A 21,842-nucleotide genomic window follows, 5' to 3' on the forward strand; every position below is an offset into this window, starting at 1 on the left:
GTATTCGTCCCTTCAAAGTTCCCGGGAATAGTAATACGCAACGCACCGTATTGGTGAATTTGTTAGCATGAGGGCCATGCCGAACCAACGTCGCGGGGCGCCCCGCAGCGAAAGCGCGCGACTGGCGATCCTTCAGGCGACCGCGAGCCTGTTCGCCCAGCGGGGCTATGAGCACCTGTCGATCGAAGGGATCGCCGCCGAGGCGGGAGTGAGCAAGCAGACGATCTACCGCTGGTGGCCGGCCAAGAGCGACCTCGTGGCGGACTGCCTCCTGGACGGGATGCTGCTGCCGTCCCGGCTGACGATCCCCGACACCGGAGATCTGCGCGCCGATCTCATCGCGTGGCTGGAGCAGCTCTTCCAGCTTCTTCAGGAGCCGGACGGGCGCGGGCTGATGATCTCGCTGATCGCCGCCGCGACGGCGAACGAGCAGATCGGCGGCCGGCTGCGGGACAGCCTCGGCGGAGACTCCTCGCTCGCCGCGCGCCTCGCCACGGGGGTCGAGGCCGGCCAGCTGCGCGGCGACGCGCCCGTCACGGAACTGGGCGAGGCCCTGGTGGGCGCCATGATCGTCAAGGCCCTCAGCGGGCGCCCCGGGGAGAGCGCGGACGCCGTACGGCTCGTCGACGCCCTTCTGGTGCCGCCGGACTGACCGCGCGGCCCAGGTCATGACGCGTGCGGGCGTCACCCGCGTCCCCGAGCCGTCCCCGCGACGACCGGGGCACCCGTAAGGTTGGCCCGAGTTGCCGGGACGGAGTCAGTAGGGGCGGGTATGCCGGATGTGACGCCGGATCTGATCGTGGGGCGGTATCGGCTCGTGGAGCGGATCGGCCGGGGCGCCGTGGCCGAGGTGTGGCGGGGATACGACCACCGGCTCGACGTGGCGGTCGCCGTCAAGATCCTCGACCCGTCGACCGGCGGTGTCGCCGCGGCCGAGCGGTTCGCCCGCGAGATACGGGCGGCGGCGCAGATCGTGCACCCCAACACGGTCACCCTGCTGGACGTCGGCCAGGAGGCGAACCGCCGTTTCATGGTCATGGAGCTGCTGACCGGCCGCGACCTCGCCGCCGAACTGGCGGCCCGCGGCCCGCTGCCGGTGGCCGAGACCTGCCTCCTGCTCGCCCAGGCCGCGGCGGGGCTGGCGGCGGCGCACCGCGCCGGGGTGGTGCACCGCGACGTCAAGCCCGCCAGCCTCCACCTGAGCGGTGACGGCACGCTGAAGGTCGTCGGCTTCGGTCTCGCGCGCATCGCCGGCGAGGCCGCCCGGCCGACCACGACCGGCACCATCGTGGGCACCGCCGCCTACCTCGCGCCCGAGCAGATCGGCGAGTCCGGCGGGGAGGCGGCCTCCGACCTGTACGGGCTCGGCTGCGTCGCCTACGAGCTGCTGTGCGGGCACCCGCCGTTCACCGGCTCGGTGCCCGAGCTGGTCCACCAGCACGTCCACCGCTCCCCCGACCCGCTCGGCGTCCACCGGCCGGACGTCCCCGCCGAGCTGGAACGGCTCGTCATGGCCATGCTCGCCAAGAACCCGGGCGAGCGGCCCGCCGGGGCCGAGCAGGTGCGCCAGGTCCTGGACGGCATCGCCCGCTCGGTCCGCCCCCCGGCCCGCCCCCCGGCCCGCCCCGCCGCCCCGGCCGCCCGCCCGGCCGGTCCCCCCGTACGGCCCGCCTTCCCGGCACCGCCCGCCCCGTCCGGCGCCCACCCGGCCGATCCCCCGGTGGCGGCCCGCGCGGGCGACACCACCGTGTTCGCGGCCCCGCCGGTCCCGCCCGTCGCTCCGCCCGCCGTACGGCCCGGCCGGTCCGCCGGGCCGAGAGGGGACCGGCGGCTCCTCCTTCAGGTCGGCGCGGCCCTCGTGGCCATCGTGATCGCCACCGTGGGGGCGGCGACCCTGTTCTCGGGCTCGTCCGACTCCGACGGGACCGCCACCGCCACCGTGTCCGCCGCCGCCCCCGTGGAACCGGTCCGCGAGCGGGAGCCCTCCGCCACCCCGGCCCCGGCCACCCCGCCCACGGTACGGCCGGCCCCCACGCCGACGCCCATGCCGACCCGTACGGCGGCCCCGGCCCGGCCCGCCGTACGGGATCCGCGTGCCTGGCTGGCGGCCTTCGACCGGGCCGTGACCGCCCAGCAGGAGCGCGGCGGCATCGACCCGCGCCTGGCGCGCAGGACGCACCACAGGATCCGGGAGGCGTCCCGCAAGCTCGCCGAGGGCAAGGCCCGGGAGGCGGGCAGGAAGATCCAGGAGGCGGGGCGGGACCTGCTGAAGGCCCGTAGCAAGGGCAGGCTCGCCGACGGCCCCCTGACCGCGTTCCTCGGCGGCGCCGGCCTCGACGCGCCCAGGGACCGCTCCTCTGACGAGGACGACGACTAGCGCGCCCGGAGCCCGGGGCAGGTCGGCGGTCCGGCCTGACCGCCGTGCGCACCGGTCAGGCGGCGTCGCGACGCGAGAGGCGGATCGGCACCGCCGTGACGCGTCCCCCGCACCGGCACCGCTGCCGCGCCGGTGCGGGGGACACGGTCACGACGCGGCCGGGACCGTGTCCGTCCGCCGGGGTGCGAAGGCGGCGATCGGGTTGCGCAGCGTGCCGACCAGTTGCAGCGCGGCCGACGGGTCGGCGAGGTCCACCATCTGCTGGTTGTCGCGCAACTGGAGCCGGTTGAGGCAGGACAGCGCGAACTCCGCTGCGAACAGGTCGTAGCGGGCGAATCGATCGGCCAGGTGGGTGGCGCGTCCCTGGTACGCGAGAGCGCATTCGGCCACCGTGCCCCAGAACTCCTCCTGCGTGAGCAGCTCCCGTTCGGCGAGAATGACGTTGAGGTGGCGCAGGAAACCGTCGAACACGTCGGTGAAGATGGACAGCAGCCGCATGTCCTCCGGCACGTCGGCGCGGATGCGCTCCACGGCCTCGGGCAGCGGCGCGTCGGCGTCCATGACGACGATCTCCTCGGCGATGTCCTTGAAGATCACTCGGTTCACCGCGTCGTCGGCGAGCACCAGGATGACGTTCTCGCCGTGCGGCATGAACGCCAGGTCGTACGCGTAGAACGCGTGCAGCAGCGGGGTGAGGTAGGCGTCCAGGTAGCGGCGCAGCCATACCCGTGGCGGCAGCCCGGAGCGTTCGATGAGCGCCGCGGCCAGGGAATGGCCCTGCTGGTCGACATGCAGCAGCGAGGCCATGGTGGCGAGCCGCTCGCCGGGCCGCAGCGCCGGCACCGGGCTCTCGCGCCACAGCGCGGCGAGCATCTTGCGGTAGGGCGAGTAGCGGTCGGTGGCCGCCTCGAACCGCCGGTGCCGGTAACCGATCGCGGCGCGTTCGCGCAGGATGGTGAGCCCGCTCGCCCGGAACACCTCGTCGCCCGCGACCAGCTCCGCCAGCCAGTCGTTGATGGCGGGGGTGGCCTGCATGTACGCCGCGGACAGTCCGCGCATGAAGCCCATGTTCAGCACCGACACGGAGGTCTTGACGTAGTGCCGCGCCGGATCGGAGACATTGAAGAAGGTGCGGATCGACTGCTGGGCCACGTACTCGTCGGGTCCGCGGCCGAGGAAGACCAGCCGGCGGGTGGCGAGCTCGCCGGCGAAGGTCACCGACAGCTTGTTCCACCACTGCCACGGGTGCGCCGGCAGGAGCAGGTAGTCGGCCGGGTCGAGGCCGAGGTCGGCCAGGGTGGCGGCGAACGCGGCGACGGTGTCCGCGCCGAGCTCGTCGCGGACATGGCGGTCGTAGTCGGTGTCCGCGCTGCAGGTGAACGTGGCGTGGTCGCGGTGTGCGGCCAGCCAGACCAGCCGGACCGGCGCCGCCACCTCCGGCGCGTACCGGTGGTAGTCGTCGACGCCGAAGCCGATCCGGCCGTTGTTGGCGACGAAGCCGGGGTGTCCCTCGGTCATCCCGGACTCGATGGCCTGGAAGTCGGCGGTGGCCAGTTCCCGGGCGCACCGGGTGCGGTGGCCGAGCTTCCAGGCGCTGCTCGCCAGGGTGGCGGTGATCTCCTCCAGGTACACCGGCAGGATCTCGTCGCGCAGTCCGAGTGCGCCGCGCATGTCGAGGAAGAGGTCCAGCGCGTCCAGCGGCAGTTCGGCGCCGGCCCGGTGCCGGGTGATGCCGTCCGCGTCGATCTCCCAGTGGTCGAGGGCGTACATGCGGGCGGTGAACCGGTACTCCACCGCGCCGTCGTCGCCGCGGACCGAGAAGCCGTCGCCGTCGGGGACCGGGGTCAGCAGCCGCTCGTGGGCGAACTCGGCGAGCGCCTTGCGCACGAGCAGCCGGTTGGCGCGCTCCCAGTGCGCGGGGACGAGGTGGGCGATGGCGGCGTTGATCACGTGGGTACTCCGGTGGCGGCGAGGAACTGCGCGCGGGTGCATACGCTGAGCAGTGCGGTCTTCTCGGGCTTGGTGATCGGGCCGACGGCGGTGAAGCCGACGGCGGCGTTGAGGGCGTGTACGGCGGTGTTGCGGATGTCGGGTTCGACGACCACCCGGCGCACGGCGGGGTCGGCGAAGAGCCAGGCCATCACGGTGGTGATCACCGCGCGGGTGAAGCCGTGCACCGGCGTCCCGGCCGGCGCGGTGAGGAAGTGCATGCCGATGTCGCCGTCCTCGGGCTCGTACAGTCCGACCAGCTCGACGTGCCGGGGGTCGTAGCGTTCGGCCAGGAACGCCGGCTCACCGCGGTACAGGCCCAGGTACGCCTCGTGGTGCGGGTGCGCGGCGATGCGCCGGTACTCGGCGGCGACGTCGGCCACGTCGGCGTCCTGCATCATCCAGTACACCGCCTTGGGGTGCGTCACCCAGCGGTGCAGGAGCCCGATGTCGGCCTCGACGTCGAGCGGGCGCAGCGAGTACTCGCCGTGAACGAAGGCGGCGGTCATGCCGGCACCCCCGCCGGCGCGCCGAACTCCTGGAAGGCGATGCTCTTCTCGATCGGGTAGTGCTCGCGGCCGAGCAGCTCACGCACGATCGACGAGTTGCGGTAGGCGCCCATGCCGAGGTCCGGCGAGGTGACGCTGTGCGTGTGCGTGCCGGCGTTCTGCACGAAGATGCCGCGGCCGGTGACGTCGATGCTGTAGTTGCGGGCCACGTCGTAGCGGCCGGCCGCGTCCCACCGGATCCGGTCTCTGATCGGCTCCAGGAACGCCGGTGCGGTGTGCCGGTATCCGGTGGCCAGCACCAGGGCCTCGGTGGTCAGCGTGAATTCGCGCCCCTGCTCCTCGTGGCGCAGATCCAGGGTGTACGTGCCGGTGGCCCTGTCGTGGGCGGCGCCGGTCAGCGCGGTGTTGGTCAGCAGCCGGGTGGGCACCGGCCGGTCGACGCTCTTGGCGTACAGCAGGTCGTAGATGGCGTTGACCAGTTCGGCGCTGATCCCCTTGAACAGTCCCTTCTGCTCGCTCTCCAGGCGGTACCGGGTCGGCTCGGGCAGCGCGTGGAAGTAGTCGATGTAGTCCGGTGACGTCATCTCCAGCGTCAGCTTCGTGTACTCCAGCGGGAAGAACCGCGGCGACCGGGTGATCCAGTTGAGCTGGTATCCGTCGGTGTCGATGGTGCCGAGCAGGTCGTGGTAGACCTCGGCGGCGCTCTGCCCGCTGCCGACGACGGTGATGCTGCGCTTGCGGCGCAGGGCGTCGCGGTGCGTCAGGTACGCCGAGTTGTGCACCACGTCGCCGCCGAGGTGCCGGCAGGCCTCCGGGATGTGCGGCTGCGTCCCGGTCCCGAGGACGAGACGCCGGGCGCGGTACGTGTGCCGCTCGCCGGCCCGGACGACGTAGAGCCCGTCCCGGTCGTCGTAGCGCACCTCGGTCACGGCCTGGCCGAAACGCACGTTGCTCAGCCGGTCCGCGACCCAGCGGCAGTAGTTGTTGTACTCGCTGCGCAGCGGATAGAAGTCCTCCCGGATGTAGAAGGGGTAGAGGCGCCCGGACTGCTTGAGGTAGTTGAGGAACGAGTACGGCGACGTCGGGTCGGCGAGGGTCACCAGGTCGCAGAGGAAGGGTGTCTGCAGGTGCGTGCCGTCCATCACCATCCCGGTGTGCCAGCCGAAGTCCGCCCGCGGGCGGGCCTCCAGGAACAGCCCGTCCAGTTCGGCGATCGGCTCGGTCAGGCAGGCCAGCCCCAGGTTGAACGGGCCGAGCCCGATCGCGATGAAGTCGTGGGTCGGCATGGCGGGTCTCCCGGTGGTCGAGTGGCGGGTCACGAGGCGGTGCAGGCGGGAATCGGGCCGATCGCACGTTCGACGTACCGGTCGGCGTGCTCGGCGACGAGTTCCACGACGGCGGCGATGTCGTCGATCGTCGTCTCGGGGTTGAGCAGGGTGAACTTGAGGAAGTGCCGGCCGTCGACCGTGGTGCCCGCGACCACCGCGTCACCGGAGGCGGCCAGCGCCGCCCGGGCGTGCAGGTTGGCCTCGTCGGCGTACGCGCGCCCCGGCCCGGTCGGCAGGTAGCGGAACACAACGGTGCTCAGCTGCGAGCGGGTGACGACCTCGAAGCGGGGATCCTCGCTGAGCAGACTCCAGGCGGCCGCGGCACGGTCCACCACGTCGTCGAAGAGTTCACCGATCGCGTCGGCGCCCATGACGCGCAGGGTCATCCACAGCTTGAGCGCGTCGAAGCGGCGGGTGGTCTGCAGGCTCTTGTTCACCTGGTTGGGAATGCGCTCGGCCACCGTCCGCTCGGGGTTGAGGTAGTCGGCGTGGTAGGTGGCGTGCCGCAGGGCGCGGCCGTCGCGCACCAGCAGCGCGCTGGAGCTGACCGGCTGGAAGAACGACTTGTGGTAGTCCACGGTGACCGAGTCGGCCCGCTCGATGCCGTCGAGCAGGTGGCGGCGGGTGCGTGAGACCAGCAACCCGCATCCGTACGCGGCGTCGACGTGCAGCCAGGCGCCGGCCGCCGCACAGCGCCGGGCGATTTCCGGCAGCGGGTCGATCGAGCCGAAGTCGGTCGTGCCGGCGGTGGCGACCACGGCCATGACGGTGAGGCCGTCACGGCGGCAGCGCTCGAACGCTCGGTCGAGCGCGGCCGGGCGCATCCGCCGGTCCGCGTCGACCTCGACGGTGACGACCGCGTCGGGGGCCAGGCCGAGCAGCTTCGCCGACTTCTGCACGCTGAAGTGGCCGGCGGCGGAGGCGAGGACGCGCAGCCGGGGCAGTGTCTCCGCGCGCGGTGGTCCGGACGCGGCGAGTGCCTCCTCCCGGGCCAGCAGCAGGGCCTGCAGGTTGGACTGGCTGCCGCCGCTGGTGAAGACCCCGTCGGCGAGCGGGCCGAGGCCGGCCCGTCGGGCGGTCCAGTCGATCAGACGCTGCTCGATCAGCGTGCCGCCCGCGCTCTGGTCCCAGGTGTCCAGCGAGGAGTTGACCGCGGCCAGCACCGTCTCGCCCAGCAACGCCGGGATCACCACCGGGCAGTTGAGGTGGGCCAGGTAGCGGGGGTGGTGGAAGTACACCGCGTCGCGCAGGTACACGTCGTTCAGCTCGTCCAGGGCGGCGGCCGCGTCGCCCAGGGGCCGGTCGAGGTCGACCGTGGCGACCTCCAGGGCGAGGTGCTCCGGGGCGATCCCGGTGAACGGCCGATCGGCCCCGGCGATCCGGGCGGCGACACGGGCCGCGCCGTCGGTGACCGTGCGCAGGTACCGATCGGCCGTGGCGTTGGTGAGCAGATGCTCGCGGGCGGCGGGGGGCATCAGGTCTTCCTCCGTGGGTTACGAGGGATCAGGTGGCGGCGGCCGGATCGGCTGGACGGTGGCGGGCGTACGAGTGGATCAACCTTCACGCTTTCTCCAGTAAGGTAATCCTTAGTTAGGAGAGGGTAACCTAAGGAGGATCATGTGAGGAGGGGGGCCGCCCGACGGAATCAGTGGGGCATTCCACACATGTGGGGCGACACTGTCGAGGACCTGGCCTACGTGCAGGGCTTCACGGCCGTCACCGATCGCGCCTGGCAGGTGCAGACCGAGAAATGGCGCTCCGAGGGCCGGCTGGCCGAACGACTGGGCCCCGCACACGTGCCCTGGGACCGTTTCGCCCGGCGGGCCCGGCTGGACGACACCGCCCGCCGCTGCTTCCAGCGACTGCTCCCGGAGACCAGGCGCTGGATCGAGGCCTACGTGGACGGCGTCAACGACGCCCTGCCGCACGCCGACGCTCCGGAATTCGGCGCGGCCGGCTGCGCTCCCGACCCGTGGCGACCCTGGTCGCCGCTCGGCGTCTTCCTCGTTCAGCACATCCTCTTCTCGACCTTCCCGAACAAGCTGTGGCGCGCCCACGTCAGCGCCACCCTGGGTCCCGGGGCCGGCGACCTCTTCGCCATGGAGGGGCCGGCGGGCGCGGGCAGCAACGCCTGGGCGGTGGCGGGGGACCCGGGCGCCGGGCGGCCCACCGTGATCGCCGGCGACCCGCACCGCGTACTCGAACTGCCGGGGATCTACCAGCAGGTCCGCCTCTCCTGCCCCGAATTCGACGTGGCCGGGCTGGCCTTCCCCGGCGTTCCGGGCGTGCCGCACTTCGGCCACGCCGGCCCGGTCGCCTGGGCCGTCACCAACGCCATGGCCGACTACCAGGACCTCTACCGCGAACGGCTGCGCCGCCGCGACGGGCGGATCGAGGTCCGGGAGGCGGACGGCTGGACCGCCGTGCCACACCACGTCGAACGGATCGCGGTACGCGGCGGCGACCCGGTCGAGGTTGAGATCATCGAAACGGCACGCGGCCCGGTCATCGACGTCGACCGGACCACCGGCGAGGCGATCAGCCTGCGTACGCCCACCCGTGTCGACGGCGATCTGGGCTTCGACGCGCTGCTGCCGCTGCTGCGCGCCCGCCGCGCCGGCGATGTCGCCGAGGCCCTGCGCGACTGGGTGGAGCCGGTCAACAGCGTCCTCGTCGCCGACGACACCGGCACGGTGCTGCGCCTGGTCGCCGGCCGGGTGCCGATCCGCGACGACCGCTGCCGCGACGAGCCGGTCCCGGGCTGGGACCCCCGCTACCGCTGGCACGCCGGGTACGCCCCGATGCCGTCCGCCGTCGTGCCGGACGTCGAGGTGCACGCCAACGACCGTCGCGCGGGGGACAACGCGGAGCTCGGCCGCGACTTCGCTCCGCCGCACCGCGCCCGCCGCATCCGGGCGCTACTGGCCGACGGCGCGCCCGCCGGCACCGTGCACACCGACACGCTCGCCGACCACGCCGCCCTGCTGAGCCTGCTCCGGCGGCTGCCCGCGCGGCGGCTGAGCCCGGCCGGGGCGATCCTGCGCGACCGGCTCCTCGCCTGGTCCGGCCGCATGGACGCCGACAGCGCCGACGCCGGCGCGTTCGCCGCCTGGCGGGCCGCCCTCGCCCGGCGGCTGGCGGAGGAGCCCGCCCTGCGGCCGCTGCGGGCACCGAGCGCCTTCGACGAGCTCTTCGCCCCGTGGACCGACCCGGCCACGCGCGTGGGCCTGGCTCTCGACGGCCTCGTCACCGGACTGCCGAGGCTGGGCGGTGACCCGCTGCCGCCGGCCGCGGCGGCGCTCGACGAGGTGGCGGCCGGTCCGGAGCCGGACGCCTGGGGCGAGCGTCACCTGCTGCACCCGGTGCACCTCGGCGCCGATCCGGCGGTGGGCGCCGCCGTCGCGGCTCTGCGCGCCCGCGTCCGGCTCGCCGGCGACAACGACGCGGTGCTGGCCACCGACAGCGTGCCCGGGGTCTCCGACGTCTGCCGGCGCGGGCCCGTCGCCCGCTACGTCTGGCAGGTGGGCGACCGGGCCGCCAGCCGATGGATCGTCCCGTTCGGATCCTCCGGCCGCGCCGGCGACCCGCATTTCCTCGACCAGTCGGCGCACTGGGCCGCCGGCGACCTCATCCCCCTGGAAGGAGACCCGACGATGGCCGTGGTCGTGTACGAAGAGGACCTACCGGGCATGGGCCGGTTGAGCCTGACCGTGCTGAACCCGCAGACGGACGCCGAACTGGTGCACGGCTGGGTCACCCAGCCCCGCGCCACGTTCTGGGGCATGCTCGACCACTCCGTCGAGCAGGTCCGGGAGATCTACGAGCTGGTCGACGGCCTGCCCACCCACCACGCGTTCCTGATCCGGCTCGACGACCGGCCGATCGGGCTGTTCCAGAGCTACGAGCCGGACGCCGACCCGGTCGGCGAGCGCTACGACGTGCGATCCGGTGACGTCGGCATGCACCTGTTGCTCGCACCCGGGCAGCAGCCGCCCCACGGCCTGACCGGGGCGGTGGTCCCGGCCCTGCTCCGGTTCCTGTTCCGCGACCCCGAGGCGCGCCGCCTGGTCGTCGAGCCCGACGCCCGCAACGAGCGGGCCCTGAACCGGCTGAAGATCACCGGCTTCACCTTCGAGGGCGAGATCGATATGCCGACCAAGCGGGCGCAGCTGGCGTTCCTCACGCGCGAGCGGTTCACCGCGCTGTTCGGCGACCACCCGGACGCCCGCTGACCTCGTCGCCGGCCGCGACGGCTCAGGCCCCGGCCGACCGGTCCCGGTCCCGGTGCCGCCGTCCGGCCCGCGCCCGGATGGCGGCGGTGGCGGCGTTCAGCTCGTGCTCGTCCTTGATGGTGACGTTCCCCTCGTAGGTGACGCCGCTCGGCGGGTCGTCGTGGCCGAGCGGGTCGGCGTCCCAGAAGTTGCCCCGGTAGACGACGTTCTCCAGCGGCGGCCCCACGTGCAGCACGGCCGTGTTGTCGGCGCGGGCGACGACGTTGCCCTCGACCGTCACCCATGAGGCCCCGTAGTCGGTGTAGAGCCCGAAGTTGTACGGCGTGCGGGTGTCCTCGATGACGTTGCCCCGCACCAGCGCGCCGTTGCCGTGCGAGTCGCCCTGCGGCCCGGACAGGTAGACCCCGCCGCCGTCGGCCAGGACCTGCATGGTGTCGGCGGTGCGGTTGTTCAGGATCCGGGTGCCCTCGCCGGGTCCGGCCGTGATCCCGCAGTGCGGCACGTCGCCGATCTCGTTGTGCGCGACGACGCAGCCGGACGTCCCCATGATCGAGATGCCGGGCGATCCGCGGTATTCGAGCCCGATGCCGCGCACCAGGTTGTCCTCGATCACCGTGCCCCGGCTGCCGGACACCACGACGGCTCCGGCGGAGAGGGTGTCGAAGTCGCATCCGCGCACGGTGAGCCCTTCGCCGCCGGACACGCCCAGCCCGGACGCCCCGAGCCGGGTGAACCGGCAGCCCTCGACCACCGCGTCCACGGTGTCCTCGAAGACGACACAGGCGGGAATCGTCACGGAAGCGGCGGGATACGTCACGGACGCCCCCTCCCCCAGGACCGCCACCCCGACGCCGCCGCCCTCGTAGTAGCCGCTGCCGTGGTAGTGCACGAAGCCCTCGGGACGGCTCGGGCGCAGCCAGGTCGCGTCGGCGAACACCAGCCCCAGGAACGCCGTCCCCCGCGCGCCGGCCACGCGCAGCAGGGTCTCCAGCACCGGGGCGACCACCCGGGTGCGCGCGGGGTCCTCACCGGGGCGGGGCAGGTAGCGCAGCACGTGGTCGCCGGGGCGGGAGCGGTCGAGCACGAAGGTGCCCGGCTCGCGCAGGAAGCTCGGGTCGTTCTCGATCCGGGTGGGCAGGCCGGGGCCGGTGGAGGTGACGCCGTCCCACGTGGAGTCGTACAGCTCGGCGGCCCAGTCGAAGGCGGGCCGGGCCATGGTGATCGCCGTCAGGCCGCCGTCGCGGGAGACGTCCGCGACGCCCAGGCGGGCCTCCGTCCACGGGTAGACGCCCCGGTGGACGAACTCCACGTCGCGGGGGCTGCGCCAGCCGAGCGGCTCGGCGCTGTCGGTGACGTATCCGGTGGCGGTCGCGGCCGGGGACGAGCCCGGCAGGCCCGGGATGCCGGCGCGGGCGGCGCGGCGGCCGTCGACGTGGAGCTGGCGGGTCTCCAGGTCGCCGACCTCGGCCGTCCAGACGCCGTCGCGCTCGCGCCAGCCGGTGATCGTCCGGCCGCCGCTCAGCACGGCCTCCTCCCGCGCGGGGGTGCCGTACCCGTACGCCTGGTAGACGACGCCCGAGTCGGCCTCGGTGAGTTCGAGGGGCCGGGCGAGTTCGTGGGTGCCGCCCCGGAGCAGGACGACGACGTCTCCGCCCGCCTCCCTGGCGGCCGACCGGGCCCGTTCCAGGGTGGCGAAGGGGCGTTCGAGGGAGCCGGGCCAGGAGTCGTCCCCGTCGGGGGCGACGTGAAGATGGAACATGCTTGACCGCCTTTGCTGTTTATACCGTACACAAGGTATTACACCATAAACACAGGAGGTGCCAATGGCGCAGGGCAGAGCCGGGGACCCCGACCACGGGGTGGAGCTGCTGTGGCGGGAGGCGGAACGCGAGCCGCGACCGGGCCTCAGCCTGCGCCGGATCGTGCGCGCCGCCATCGAGCTGGCCGACGCCGAGGGCCTGGAGGGGCTGTCGATGCGCAAGGTCGCCGACCGGCTCGGCTTCACGACCATGTCGCTGTACCGGCACGTTCCCGGGCGCGACCAGCTCGTGGACCTGATGCGGGACGAGGTCCTGGGCGAGGTGCTCGCCGAGGCGCCGGAGGAGGGACCGGGCGCCGAGGGGGGCTGGCGGGAGCGGCTCGTGGAGGTGGCCCGGCAGGGGTGGGAGCTCCGCGGGCGGCATCCCTGGCTGGCCGAGGTGCGCGGCTCCCGTCACCTGCCGGGGCCCAACGCCGTGGCCCACTACGACTACATGCTCGGCACGCTGACCGGCACCGCGCTGCGACCGTCCGAGGTGATCGCGGTGATCGACCTGCTCGGCCGGTTCGTGGACGCCGAGGCCCTGCTCCTGGCCGAGACGCGACGCGAGGAGCGGCGCAGCGGCGTGTCCGAGCAGGACTGGTGGGGCGCCCGCGACTCCCTGTACGAACGGCTCGACCGCTACCCCACGCTCACCCGCCTGTGGGAGACGGGCGGCTGGGACCACCCGGAGGACTCCTTCACGTTCGGCCTGCGCCGCCTCCTGGACGGCGTCGAGGTGCTCGTCCGCGAACGCGAAAGAGAGAGTGACGAAAGTCGTGACGAAACAAGTCCGGAGAGCTGCCCCGAATGCGGCACCCCGCTGGACGCCGCCCCCTCGGGCCGCCCCCGCGTGTACTGCTCGCGGGCCTGCCGGCAGCGCGCCTACCGCAGGCGCAGGGCCGACGCCTAGGAACGGCCCGGACGAGCAGGCCCCGTACCCGTATGACCCGGCCGGCACGGCAGGCGCCGTACCCGATCCGAGCGGGCATGGAATGTCGGGTCCGGCCTGGTTCGCCACGCCTAGCGTGATGACGCGAAAGAGAAGGAGACGGGGATGCTGGACCGGCTGAACCAGGCCATGCGGCACATCGAGGAGCACCTCGACGAGCGGATCGACGTCGCCGAACTGGCACGGATCGCCGTCACGTCGGAGTACCACTTCCGGCGGATGTTCTCCGCGCTGGCCGGCATGCCGCTGTCGGAGTACGTCCGCCGCCGGCGGCTCAGCGTCGCCGGTGCCCTGGTGATCGCCGGGGAGGAGACGCTGCTCGACGTGGCGGTGCGGTACGGCTACGGCTCCAGCGAGGCGTTCGCCCGCGCGTTCCGCGCCGTGCACGGCATCGGCCCCGGCGAGGCCAGGCGGACCGGCGCGGCCCTGCGCTTCCAGCCCCCCATGTCCTTCCGCCTCGTCATCGAAGGGAGCATGAGCATGCGGTACCGGATCGTGGAGAAGGACGAGTTCCGCGTGGTCGGCAGGAAGGCGCGAATCCCCCTCGTCCACCTGGGGGTGAACCAGCCGATGGCCGACCACATCCGGAGCATCGACCAGGAGACGCTGGGGCGGATGGCGGCGCTCTCCGACCAGGAGCCGCGGGGGATCGTCTCGGTGTGCGACGACATCGACCCCGGCCGCGCGGAGGGCAGCGAGCTGGACTACTACCACGGCGTGGTGACCGGCGCCGACGCGCCCGGGGACCTGGACGCCCTCGTCGTCCCGGCGGGGACGTGGGTGGTCTTCGAGAGCTCGGGACCGGTCCCGGAGGCGCTGCAGCGCATCTGGGCGGACGCCTACTCGCAGTGGTTCCCGTCCAACCCGTACCGCACCAGGCCGGGGCCGGAGATCATGCGGCTCACCCGGATGTCACAGGACGGCAAGGAGGCCGCCGCCGAGCTGTGGCTGCCCGTGGAGCGGACCGAGGGCTGATCGGCCCGCGGGAGACGCCTGCCCACGAGAAACGCCTGCCCGTGGGAGACGTGCGTCCGGGGTGGGCCGTCCGGCGGTCCCGTGCGGACCCGCCCGCGGGAAACCGTTGGCCACCGGCCCGGAGCGGGGAGGATCATGTCTGTCATGAGCCTCCCCGTCATCTCCGAGATCCCGACCGGGCCGGTGGCCGTCCCCGCCGTCGTCGCGGCGCTCGCCGGCGACGACACCGTCACCCCGGTGTGGCGCAACGAGCTCGGCGGCCTGACGTTCCGCCTCCAGGACGCCTCCGGCGGCGCCCGTTACGCCAAGTGGGTCGCCGCGGGCACCCCGGAGATCGACCTCGCCGGCGAGGCGGAGCGCCTGGCCTGGGCTCAGCGGTGGGTGCCCGTCCCGCGGGTCATCGAGCACGGCTCGGACGCCGACGGCGCGTGGCTGGTCACGGCGGCGATCCCCGGCCGGTCGGCGGTGGACCCCCGGTGGACCGCCGAACCGGCGACCGCGGCCGCCGCGGTCGGCCGGGGACTGCGCCTGCTGCACGACGCCCTGCCCGTGGAGGAGTGCCCGTTCGACTGGGGCGTCGAGCGGCGGCTCGTCCGCGCGGACGAGCGCATCGCCGCCGGGGATGGACCGGCCGACGGCCTCGCCGCGCACGGGTGCGCCGACCTCGCCGAGGCCCGGGCGCGCATCGGCGAGCCGCCCCCGATCGACCGCCTGGTCGTCTGCCACGGCGACGCGTGCGCCCCCAACACCCTGCTGCGCGACGACGGCGCGTTCGCCGCACACGTCGACCTCGGCTCGCTCGGCGTGGCCGACCGGTGGGCCGACCTCGCGGTCGCGGTGTGGAGCACGGAGTGGAACTACGGCCCGGGATACGAAGGCATCCTCTACGACGCGTACGGGGTCGCCCCGGACCCCGAGCGCATCGCCTACTACCGCCTGCTGTGGGACATGGCCTGACCGGCCGCGTCCGCCCGGCCTCCGCGAGGGACGGCCGGGCGGGTCCCCGTTCGGCGATTCGTTCCGCCCCGCTCCGGCGTTATCTCTGGCTTGTCGGTTCTTTCGAGAAGGACACCCTTTACGAAGTACGTCCGATTTAGCCGTCTGAGCCCGCGCACCCGGCGAGCAGCTCGGCGGCGGCCTGGCCGCAGACGCGGGCTGCGCCGTACGTCGCCACGTGGACCGCGCCGAGGTCGCAGCGGTCGGGCAGCCCCATCTCGACCACGACGGCGTCCGGGCGGGCGGCCAGCAGGTGTTCGAGGACGGCGGTCTGCCAGGCGTGGCGGTGGGCGTCGCGGACGACGGCGACCAGGGGACGTCCGGCCGCCGTGGCCAGGGCCGCCTCGACCGCTCCCCCGGTGGCCTCGGGGGCGGTCAGGCGGGTCACCGTGGTGCCGGGCAGCAGCTTGCCGAGCGGCTCGCCGACGCCCCAGGGGGTGTGCGGGTCGATGGCGAGGTTCATCTCGGGGGCGAGTTCGAGCACGTGAGGCGGGGCGGGCAGCGGGATGACGGCGGCCGAGGAGCGCCGGGTGACCCGCAGCGCCCGCCGGGCGGCGGCCAGGCCGACGGGGACGTCCCCGGGGGACGCGGAGACGGCGGACCGGCGGGCGGGTCCGGCGGAGGCGGCCCAGAGGGCCAGGTCGCAGACCCGCTCGGCCGCGTCGGCCAGCCGTTCCTCGGGGAGCCTGCCCTCGATCACGGCGTCGGCGATGGCGTCGCGCACCTCGACGGCGGTCCGCTCGTCGGCGTGCTCACCGCCCACGCAGATCGCGTCGGCCCCGGCGGCGATGGCCAGCGCGGACGCGCCGCCGATGCCGTGTGGCCCGGAGACCGCCTCCATCTCGATGCCGTCGGTGACGATGACGCCCTCGAAGCCCAGCTCGTCGCGGAGCAGGTCGCGCAGCACCGGACCGCTGAGCGTGGCGGGCTGGGCGCGGTCGATCGCCGGGACCAGCAGGTGACCGGTCATGACCGCCCGCACCCCCTCGGCCACGGCCGCACGGAAGGGCGGCAGCGCCACCTCGCGCAGCTCGTCCGCGTCGGCGCCGACGATCGGCAGGCCGTGGTGGGAGTCGACGGAGGTGTCGCCGTGCCCGGGGAAGTGCTTGGCGCAGGCGGCGACCCCGGCCGACTGCAGGCCGCGGATCCAGGCGGCGGTGTGCCGGGCGACCAGGGCCGGGCCGACGCCGAAGGAACGCAGCCCGATGACCGGGTTGCGCGGGTTGGAGTTCACGTCCGCCGAAGGGGCGAAGTCGAGGTTGATGCCGGCCAGGGCGAGGTCGCGCCCGAGGTCGCGGGCGATCTCCTCGGTGAGGCCGGGATCGTCCACCACGCCCAGGGCGAAGTTCCCCGGCCTGCCGCTGCCGGTGGCGGCCTCCAGGCGGGTGACCTCCCCCGCCTCCTCGTCGATCCCGACGAGGACCTGCGGGTTCTCCGCGCGCAGCGCCGCCGTGAGGTCCGCGACCTGGCTCGGAGAGGCGATGTTGCGGGAGAAGAGCACCACTCCGGTCAGGCCGTCGGACAGCCGCCGCCGGAGCCAGTCGGGCGGGGTCCTCCCCTCGAATCCGGGGAGAACGACGGTGTCCGCCAGGCGAAGCAGCTCTCGGCCGCGCTTCATGCATCCTCCTCGCCCGGCGACGGCGTCTCCTGCCGTGGGCGCGCGGGCAGCACGTTGTCCCAGGGGCCTTCCCGGCGAGAGCGCTCTCCCGGGACTCCCCGCAAATCTAATAGGAAAGTTTACTAATTACCAGGGGGCTGACCGTGGGCCTTCGCCCCGGCAACCGGTCCCGTTCCCCGTGGGTCCCGGTCGGCGTGGGCGGCATTGACCAAAGTCAACGGCAGCCGGCGACGTTCGGCGACGGCCGGCCGCACCTCCCGTTCCCTACGGTCATCAGCACCGCATGGAACGACACGGAGGAAGCGTGCCCAACGAGATCGAAGACGTCCCCGACGTGAGCGCCGAGTGGTACCGGCAGATCACCGCGTTCGCCCGGACCACCCCGCACTGGTTCCAGGAACTGGCCGAGATCGGCACCGAGGCCGTACTGCTGGTCTTCGCCGTCCTGTACCTCGCCACCTGGTGGCGGGCCAGGCGGCGCGACGACCGGGCCATGGCGCTGGCGCTCCTCGCCCCCGCCGCGATGGTGGCGTCCTACCTGGTCAGCGAGATCGTCAAGGGCGCGCTGCGGATCGACCGCCCCTGCCGCCTGGTCCACGGCGTGGTCACCCTCGCCCCGTGCCCGGAGTTCGGGGACTGGTCGCTGCCGAGCAACCACGCGACGCTCGCCGGCGCCACCGCCGTGGCGCTGGCGGTCGCCTGGCGCCGCACGCTGCTCTACGTGCCGGTGCTGGCGGCGCTGGGGGCCTTCTCCCGGGTGTTCGTCGGCGTCCACTTCCCGCACGACGTCCTGGCCGGCCTGCTGCTCGGCGCGGTGGTGGCGCCGCTGGTCATGTGGGCCCTGGCCGTACCGGTGACGAGGCTGGTCGGCCGGTGGCGCGCGCACGCCACCCTCCGGACGCTGGTGCTGGACACCAGGACGGCCCGCCGCTAGGACCTGTTTTGTGGATCACTGAACGGTGAATGGCGCGACCCGCGTCTCGGACCTCGCTGGGTCTTCGCGCTGCGCGCGTATCACGCTCGGGCTGTGTCTATTTGGGGCGTTGCCCCAAACCCCAGGTGAGGGGCCTTGCGGCCCCTCACACTCCCCAGCCACCGGCCGGTTCGCCTGACGCGGCACCGATGATGTGGCTGGATAGGACACATGGTTCGCCGCCATGAACTGACCGATGACGCCTGGGCGCGCATCGCCCCATTGCTTCCGGCCAACCCCGAACGCGGTGGCCGCTGGCGCGATCACCGCCAGGTACTCAACGGCATCGTCTGGAAGATCCGCACCGGCGCCGACTGGCGCGACATCCCCGACCGCTACGGCCCCTGGCAGACCATCTACCAGCGCTTCCGCCGCTGGTCGGCCGACGGCACCTTCGCCCGACTCCTGGAACACATCCAGGTCCACAACGATGCGATCGGCCAGGTCGACTGGTCGGCCATCTGCGTGGACTCCACCATCGTGCGCGCCCACCAGCACGCCGCCGGCGCCCGTAAAGGGGGAACCGGCACCGGACGCCCGGGCAGCAATCAGCTCAGACCGATCAGGGCCGACAGGCGCTCGGGCGCTCGCGCGGCGGACTGACCACCAAGATCCACCTGGCCGCCGACGGACGCGGCCTGCCCCTGGCATTCGTGCTCACCGGCGGCAACGTCAACGACTGCACCCAGTTCACCACCGTGATGGAGGCCATCCGCGTCCCCCGCCCCGGCCCCGGCCGGCCACGCACCCGCCCCGCCCATGTGATCGCCGACAAGGGCTACAGCTCCCGCACCATCCGCGCCTACCTGCGCCGACGAAAGATCGGCGCGACCATCCCCGAACGCGCCGACCAGCTGGCCGGACGAGCCCGCCGCGGACACCGCCGCCACGCCTTCGACCCGATCCGCTACAAGCGGCGCAACGTCGTCGAACGCTGCTTCAACCGGCTCAAGCACTTCAAAGGCATCGCGACCCGCTACGACAAGCTCGCCACCCACTACCGATCGGCCGTGACCATCGTCTGCCTACTGCTCTGGCTCAGATGATCCACAAAACAGGTCCTAGGACCTGTTCCGTGGATCCCCGCCACGGCGAAGCTCCGCGGAAGAAGCTCCACAGGACAGGTCCCGGGGCCCTCCACGACCTTGCCCGCGCCGGGAACACCCGATCCGCCGGGAAACCACGCCGCCCCCTTGTGAAGCGGATGCCGACAAGCGATCAAGAATGCCCGTGACGAAAAAGATCTTCTCCGGCATCGCCGGCATCGTTCTCGGGGCCACCGCCCTCATCGGTGCCACCACCTCCCCCGCCGCCGCGGTGGGCGGCTGCACCAAGACCGCGGGCACCAACAACTCGGTGAGCGTCAAGTGCACCAGCGGGCTTGAGACCTACTTCCGGGTCTACGGCTACTTCTGCTCCACCTCGTCCTGCTCCTACGTGCCGGGCTCCCTGGTCTCCGTGGGCAGCACGAGCAAGGCCAGCAGCGGCGCCTACTACAGCGGCAAGTGGTACGTGAAGAGCTGCTACTCGACCGACGGCTGCTGAGCCTCCGGGCCTGGACCTCCGGGGGTCCAGGCCCCGGCCCGCTCCTCCGCCCCGCTCCGGACATCTCTCCGGACGCCTCTTGGGGCGCCTCGGCACCGCCGGGTACGGGCCCCCGCGCCCCGGCCCCCTCACCGCGGCGGAGTCCGCTCAGGACCGCGCGGCCAGCCCCGCCTCGTGGGCCAGGATGGCGGCCTGCACCCGGTTGCGCACGCCGAGCCGGCCCAGGATCGTGCTCACGTACGTCTTGACGCTGCCCTCGGCCAGGTGCAGGCGGCGGGCGATCTCCGCGTTGGACAGCCCCGCGCCGAGCAGGCCGAGGACCTCCCGCTCGCGGCCGGTGAGCGCGCCGATCCGGTCGCGGGCGGCGGCGCTCCTGGCGAGCCGGTCGCCGGTGATGCCGTCGATCACCCGGGAGGCGACCCGGGGCGACAGGTAGGCGGCGCCCTCGGCGACCGCCCGCACCCCGAGCAGGAACTCGCGCGGATCACCGGTCTTGAGCAGGAAACCGGCCGCGCCGTCACCGAGCGCCCTGGCGATGGCGGTGTCCTCACCGAAGGCGGTCATGATCAGCACCGCCGTATCGGGGGCGACCCGGCGCAGCTCGGGGACCGCGGCCAGCCCGTCGAGCCCGGGCATCCGGACGTCCACCAGCGCGACGTCCGGCCGGTGGACGCGCACCAGCTCGACCAGGGACCGGCCGTCGCCGGCCTCGGCGACCACCTCGATCCCGGGATCGGCGGACAGGATCATCCGCACCCCCGCGCGGACCACGGCCTCGTCGTCGGCCAGTACGACCCGGACCACCATGTCCCCCTCCGAACCTCGCAAATCCCACGCACCCCTCACGCGAACCCCGCGTGAACCCCACGGCCCTCCGGCCCGGCGGGCCCCGGTCGCCGCCCGACTCTACGGAACCCGGCCGACGGGCAGGAAATCCTTGCCCACCAGCCGCCCGCCCGCGAAGCACAGCCGGTACAGCTCCCCGCCCCGCGCGCCGAAGGGGTCGGCGTGCGTGCCGTAGTACCGGCACCGGGCCCCCGCGGGCACCGGCGGCTCCCCCACCGCCGGACCGTCGATCCGCGTCCTGGCCGGGAGCAGGGCCTCCACCGCGGCCTGCTCCATCCCCGTCCGGAGCCGCCCGAAGCCGGCCGGGGACAGTACGGAGGCCGCGGCGTCGTAGGCGGTGTACCCCACCACGGCGGCCGCCGTCCCGATGACCGTGAGCAGGGCGGCGGTGAGCGCCACCGCCCGGGTGCGGCGCACCCGGCGCCGGGCCCGCCGCAGGTGGTCGGCGGACGGCACGGGGACGTCCCGCACCGGACCGGGGACGCGGGGCAGCCTGGCCGTCAGCTCGAACCCGCCGGCCCGCTCCCCCGCGTGGAGCGATCCGCCGCACAGGCGCACCCGCTCGGCCAGCCCGACGAGCCCGTACCCCCCGCCCGGTCCCGCCCCGCCCGGGTCCGCCGCCCCGGTCGCCGCTCCCGCCCCGTTTCCCGGCCGGCCCGGGTCCGCCGGGCCGGCCCCGGCCGCACGGGTGCCCGCGGCGCGGGGCGGCGGGCCGCCGAGGCCGGTCACCACTGTCACCACGGTCTCGTCCGCGGTCCGGTCGAGCCGGACCGTCACCGGCGCTCCGGCCGCGTGCTTGGCCGCGTTGGTCAGGCCCTCCTGCACGACCCGCCGTACGGCCTGCCCGGCCATCGGGGCGAGGCCGTCCTCTCCGGGGCCGTGCAGTTCGACGTCCATGCCCGCCGCCCGGGCCCGCTCGACGAGGTCGGCGACGCCGTGCCGTACCGGGTCGGGGGCGGTGTCGTCGCGGAGCACCTCGACGATCTCCCGGAGGCGGCCGGCGGCGGCGGTGACCGCCGACCGGGCCTGCCCGGCGATCTCCCGATGGCGTTCCGCGAGGTCGGGGGCCACCTCCAGCGCGCCGATCCGCAGCGCGACCAGGCTCAGCTCGTGGCCCAGCAGGTCGTGCATGTCCCCGGCGATGCGGGCGCGCTCGCGCAGCCGTACCTGCTCGGCGACGGCGCGCTGCTCGCGCTCCAGCCGTTCGGCCCGTTCCCAGCCCGCGCGGACCAGCTCCAGGTGCTGGTGCCGGGCGTGCCCCGCCAGCCAGGGGACGACCCCGAACAGGGCGATCCCGGCGACCGTCACGAACCAGTCCCCGGTGTCGCGGCTCAGCACCGGTACGGCGAGCACCGCCGCGGCCGTGCCGGCGCCCAGCGCGATCAGCGCGGGCCGCACCCGCGGCACGCGCAGGCCCGCCAGGTAGCTCATGACGGCCAGCGCCGGGAAGCAGCCCACCGCCTTGCCGGTCCCGGCGGCGGCCAGCCAGAGCGCCGCGGTGACGAGCATCGCCGGGAGCGGGCGCGACCGGCCCAGCGCCACGGCCGCCCCGATGGCGGCGGCCCCGGCGGCGATCTCCCAGGGGGTGTAGCGGTCGGCCAGCAGGACGGACCGGCCGCCCCACAGCAGGGGCAGGCACAGCACCGCCCACAGCAGGAGATCCCTGGCCGCCGTCGCCTTCCGCCTCACGCGGGCCACGGTATC

The 21,842-nt window shown here is 73.7% G+C and carries 17 protein-coding genes; 9 read left to right on the plus strand and 8 right to left on the minus strand.

The features are described 5' to 3' along the window. Positions 1-76: 76 nt before the first annotated feature. Together HDA43_RS07250 and HDA43_RS07255 are read left to right on the plus strand one after the other, a co-directional pair. Positions 77-652, plus strand: a complete 576-nt coding sequence (locus HDA43_RS07250) for a TetR/AcrR family transcriptional regulator (protein WP_179818957.1) — start codon at positions 77-79, stop codon at positions 650-652. A 120-nt stretch (positions 653-772) separates the two neighbouring features. Then, on the plus strand, positions 773-2,377 hold the full coding sequence (locus HDA43_RS07255) for a serine/threonine-protein kinase (RefSeq protein ID WP_179818959.1): 1,605 nt from the start codon (positions 773-775) through the stop codon (positions 2,375-2,377). Between the two features lie 147 nt (positions 2,378-2,524). Here the strand turns inward: HDA43_RS07255 and HDA43_RS07260 are convergent, their stop codons facing one another. The 4 genes from HDA43_RS07260 to HDA43_RS07275 are packed head-to-tail and all read right to left on the minus strand — an operon-like array spanning position 2,525 to position 7,678. Continuing rightward, entirely contained in the window at positions 2,525-4,327 is a 1,803-nt protein-coding gene (locus HDA43_RS07260; RefSeq protein WP_376770458.1) for an IucA/IucC family protein, read from the minus strand. Next, on the minus strand, positions 4,324-4,875 hold the full coding sequence (locus tag HDA43_RS07265) for a GNAT family N-acetyltransferase (protein WP_179818962.1): 552 nt from the start codon (positions 4,873-4,875) through the stop codon (positions 4,324-4,326). The genes HDA43_RS07260 and HDA43_RS07265 overlap by 4 nt, the downstream gene beginning before the upstream one ends. Further along, entirely contained in the window at positions 4,872-6,161 is a 1,290-nt protein-coding gene (locus HDA43_RS07270) for a lysine N(6)-hydroxylase/L-ornithine N(5)-oxygenase family protein (RefSeq protein ID WP_179818964.1), read from the minus strand. Before HDA43_RS07270 ends, HDA43_RS07265 begins: the two co-directional genes overlap by 4 nt. A 29-nt stretch (positions 6,162-6,190) precedes the next feature. Next, a complete protein-coding gene (locus HDA43_RS07275) occupies positions 6,191-7,678 on the minus strand; it encodes a pyridoxal phosphate-dependent decarboxylase family protein (protein WP_179818966.1) in 1,488 nt (495 codons plus the stop codon). Between the two features lie 144 nt (positions 7,679-7,822). Between HDA43_RS07275 and HDA43_RS07280 the strand changes: the two genes are divergently transcribed. Further along, positions 7,823-10,435 (plus strand): GNAT family N-acetyltransferase, encoded by a 2,613-nt coding sequence (locus tag HDA43_RS07280; RefSeq protein ID WP_312873075.1) that lies wholly within the window; start codon positions 7,823-7,825, stop codon positions 10,433-10,435. Positions 10,436-10,457: 22 nt separating this feature from the next. On the opposite strand, the gene HDA43_RS07285 is transcribed toward HDA43_RS07280, so the two are convergent. Then, positions 10,458-12,194, minus strand: a complete 1,737-nt coding sequence (locus HDA43_RS07285; protein WP_179818969.1) for a right-handed parallel beta-helix repeat-containing protein — start codon at positions 12,192-12,194, stop codon at positions 10,458-10,460. Between the two features lie 64 nt (positions 12,195-12,258). On the opposite strand from HDA43_RS07285, the gene HDA43_RS07290 reads away from it, so the two are divergent. The 3 genes from HDA43_RS07290 (at position 12,259) to HDA43_RS07300 (ending at position 15,117) form a co-directional block, all read left to right on the plus strand. Continuing rightward, positions 12,259-13,146 carry a TetR/AcrR family transcriptional regulator gene (locus tag HDA43_RS07290; RefSeq protein WP_179818971.1) on the plus strand — a complete coding sequence of 296 codons (888 nt, stop codon included), beginning with the start codon at positions 12,259-12,261 and terminating at the stop codon, positions 13,144-13,146. A 144-nt stretch (positions 13,147-13,290) separates the two neighbouring features. Beyond that, positions 13,291-14,160 (plus strand): AraC family transcriptional regulator, encoded by an 870-nt coding sequence (locus HDA43_RS07295; protein WP_179818973.1) that lies wholly within the window; start codon positions 13,291-13,293, stop codon positions 14,158-14,160. Positions 14,161-14,304: 144 nt separating this feature from the next. After that, positions 14,305-15,117 (plus strand): aminoglycoside 3'-phosphotransferase, encoded by an 813-nt coding sequence (locus tag HDA43_RS07300; RefSeq protein ID WP_179818975.1) that lies wholly within the window; start codon positions 14,305-14,307, stop codon positions 15,115-15,117. Between the two features lie 136 nt (positions 15,118-15,253). On the opposite strand, the gene HDA43_RS07305 is transcribed toward HDA43_RS07300, so the two are convergent. Beyond that, positions 15,254-16,774 (minus strand): glycoside hydrolase family 3 protein, encoded by a 1,521-nt coding sequence (locus HDA43_RS07305; protein ID WP_179818977.1) that lies wholly within the window; start codon positions 16,772-16,774, stop codon positions 15,254-15,256. Between the two features lie 304 nt (positions 16,775-17,078). On the opposite strand from HDA43_RS07305, the gene HDA43_RS34810 reads away from it, so the two are divergent. The 3 genes from HDA43_RS34810 (at position 17,079) to HDA43_RS07320 (ending at position 19,292) form a co-directional block, all read left to right on the plus strand. Next, a complete protein-coding gene (locus HDA43_RS34810; protein ID WP_312873077.1) occupies positions 17,079-17,708 on the plus strand; it encodes a phosphatase PAP2 family protein in 630 nt (209 codons plus the stop codon). Positions 17,709-17,918: 210 nt separating this feature from the next. Beyond that, positions 17,919-18,793 (plus strand): IS5 family transposase gene (locus HDA43_RS07315; protein WP_376770459.1). Its coding sequence is split into 2 segments (ribosomal slippage): positions 17,919-18,287 and positions 18,290-18,793, totalling 873 coding nucleotides; the frame shifts between segments, so codons are not numbered across the junction. Positions 18,794-18,977: 184 nt separating this feature from the next. Further along, the gene (locus HDA43_RS07320) at positions 18,978-19,292 is read left to right on the plus strand and encodes a hypothetical protein (protein WP_179818980.1); all 315 of its coding nucleotides are present in this window, start codon (positions 18,978-18,980) and stop codon (positions 19,290-19,292) included. 147 nt (positions 19,293-19,439) lie between these two features. On the opposite strand, the gene HDA43_RS07325 is transcribed toward HDA43_RS07320, so the two are convergent. Both HDA43_RS07325 and HDA43_RS07330 read right to left on the minus strand, forming a co-directional pair. After that, complete coding sequence (locus tag HDA43_RS07325; RefSeq protein WP_179822909.1) at positions 19,440-20,096, minus strand: response regulator; 657 nt, start codon at positions 20,094-20,096, stop codon at positions 19,440-19,442. 102 nt (positions 20,097-20,198) lie between these two features. Beyond that, positions 20,199-21,827 carry a sensor histidine kinase gene (locus HDA43_RS07330; protein WP_218911639.1) on the minus strand — a complete coding sequence of 543 codons (1,629 nt, stop codon included), beginning with the start codon at positions 21,825-21,827 and terminating at the stop codon, positions 20,199-20,201. Positions 21,828-21,842 lie beyond the last annotated feature (15 nt).

The organism is Streptosporangium sandarakinum, assembly GCF_013409935.1.
GTDB classification, from domain to species: Bacteria; Actinomycetota; Actinomycetes; order Streptosporangiales; family Streptosporangiaceae; genus Streptosporangium; species Streptosporangium nondiastaticum.

Excerpts from the sequence above, each read along its gene's own strand:
- HDA43_RS07250 (WP_179818957.1), top strand. The coding sequence starts at position 77 with ATGCCGAACCAACGTCGCGGGGCGCCCCGCAGCGAAAGCGCGCGACTG.
- HDA43_RS07255 (WP_179818959.1), top strand. The coding sequence starts at position 773 with ATGCCGGATGTGACGCCGGATCTGATCGTGGGGCGGTATCGGCTCGTG.
- HDA43_RS07265 (WP_179818962.1), bottom strand. The coding sequence starts at position 4,875 with ATGACCGCCGCCTTCGTTCACGGCGAGTACTCGCTGCGCCCGCTCGAC.
- HDA43_RS07270 (WP_179818964.1), bottom strand. The coding sequence starts at position 6,161 with ATGCCGACCCACGACTTCATCGCGATCGGGCTCGGCCCGTTCAACCTG.
- HDA43_RS07275 (WP_179818966.1), bottom strand. The coding sequence starts at position 7,678 with ATGCCCCCCGCCGCCCGCGAGCATCTGCTCACCAACGCCACGGCCGAT.
- HDA43_RS07285 (WP_179818969.1), bottom strand. The coding sequence starts at position 12,194 with ATGTTCCATCTTCACGTCGCCCCCGACGGGGACGACTCCTGGCCCGGC.
- HDA43_RS07290 (WP_179818971.1), top strand. The coding sequence starts at position 12,259 with ATGGCGCAGGGCAGAGCCGGGGACCCCGACCACGGGGTGGAGCTGCTG.
- HDA43_RS07295 (WP_179818973.1), top strand. The coding sequence starts at position 13,291 with ATGCTGGACCGGCTGAACCAGGCCATGCGGCACATCGAGGAGCACCTC.
- HDA43_RS07300 (WP_179818975.1), top strand. The coding sequence starts at position 14,305 with ATGAGCCTCCCCGTCATCTCCGAGATCCCGACCGGGCCGGTGGCCGTC.
- HDA43_RS07305 (WP_179818977.1), bottom strand. The coding sequence starts at position 16,774 with ATGAAGCGCGGCCGAGAGCTGCTTCGCCTGGCGGACACCGTCGTTCTC.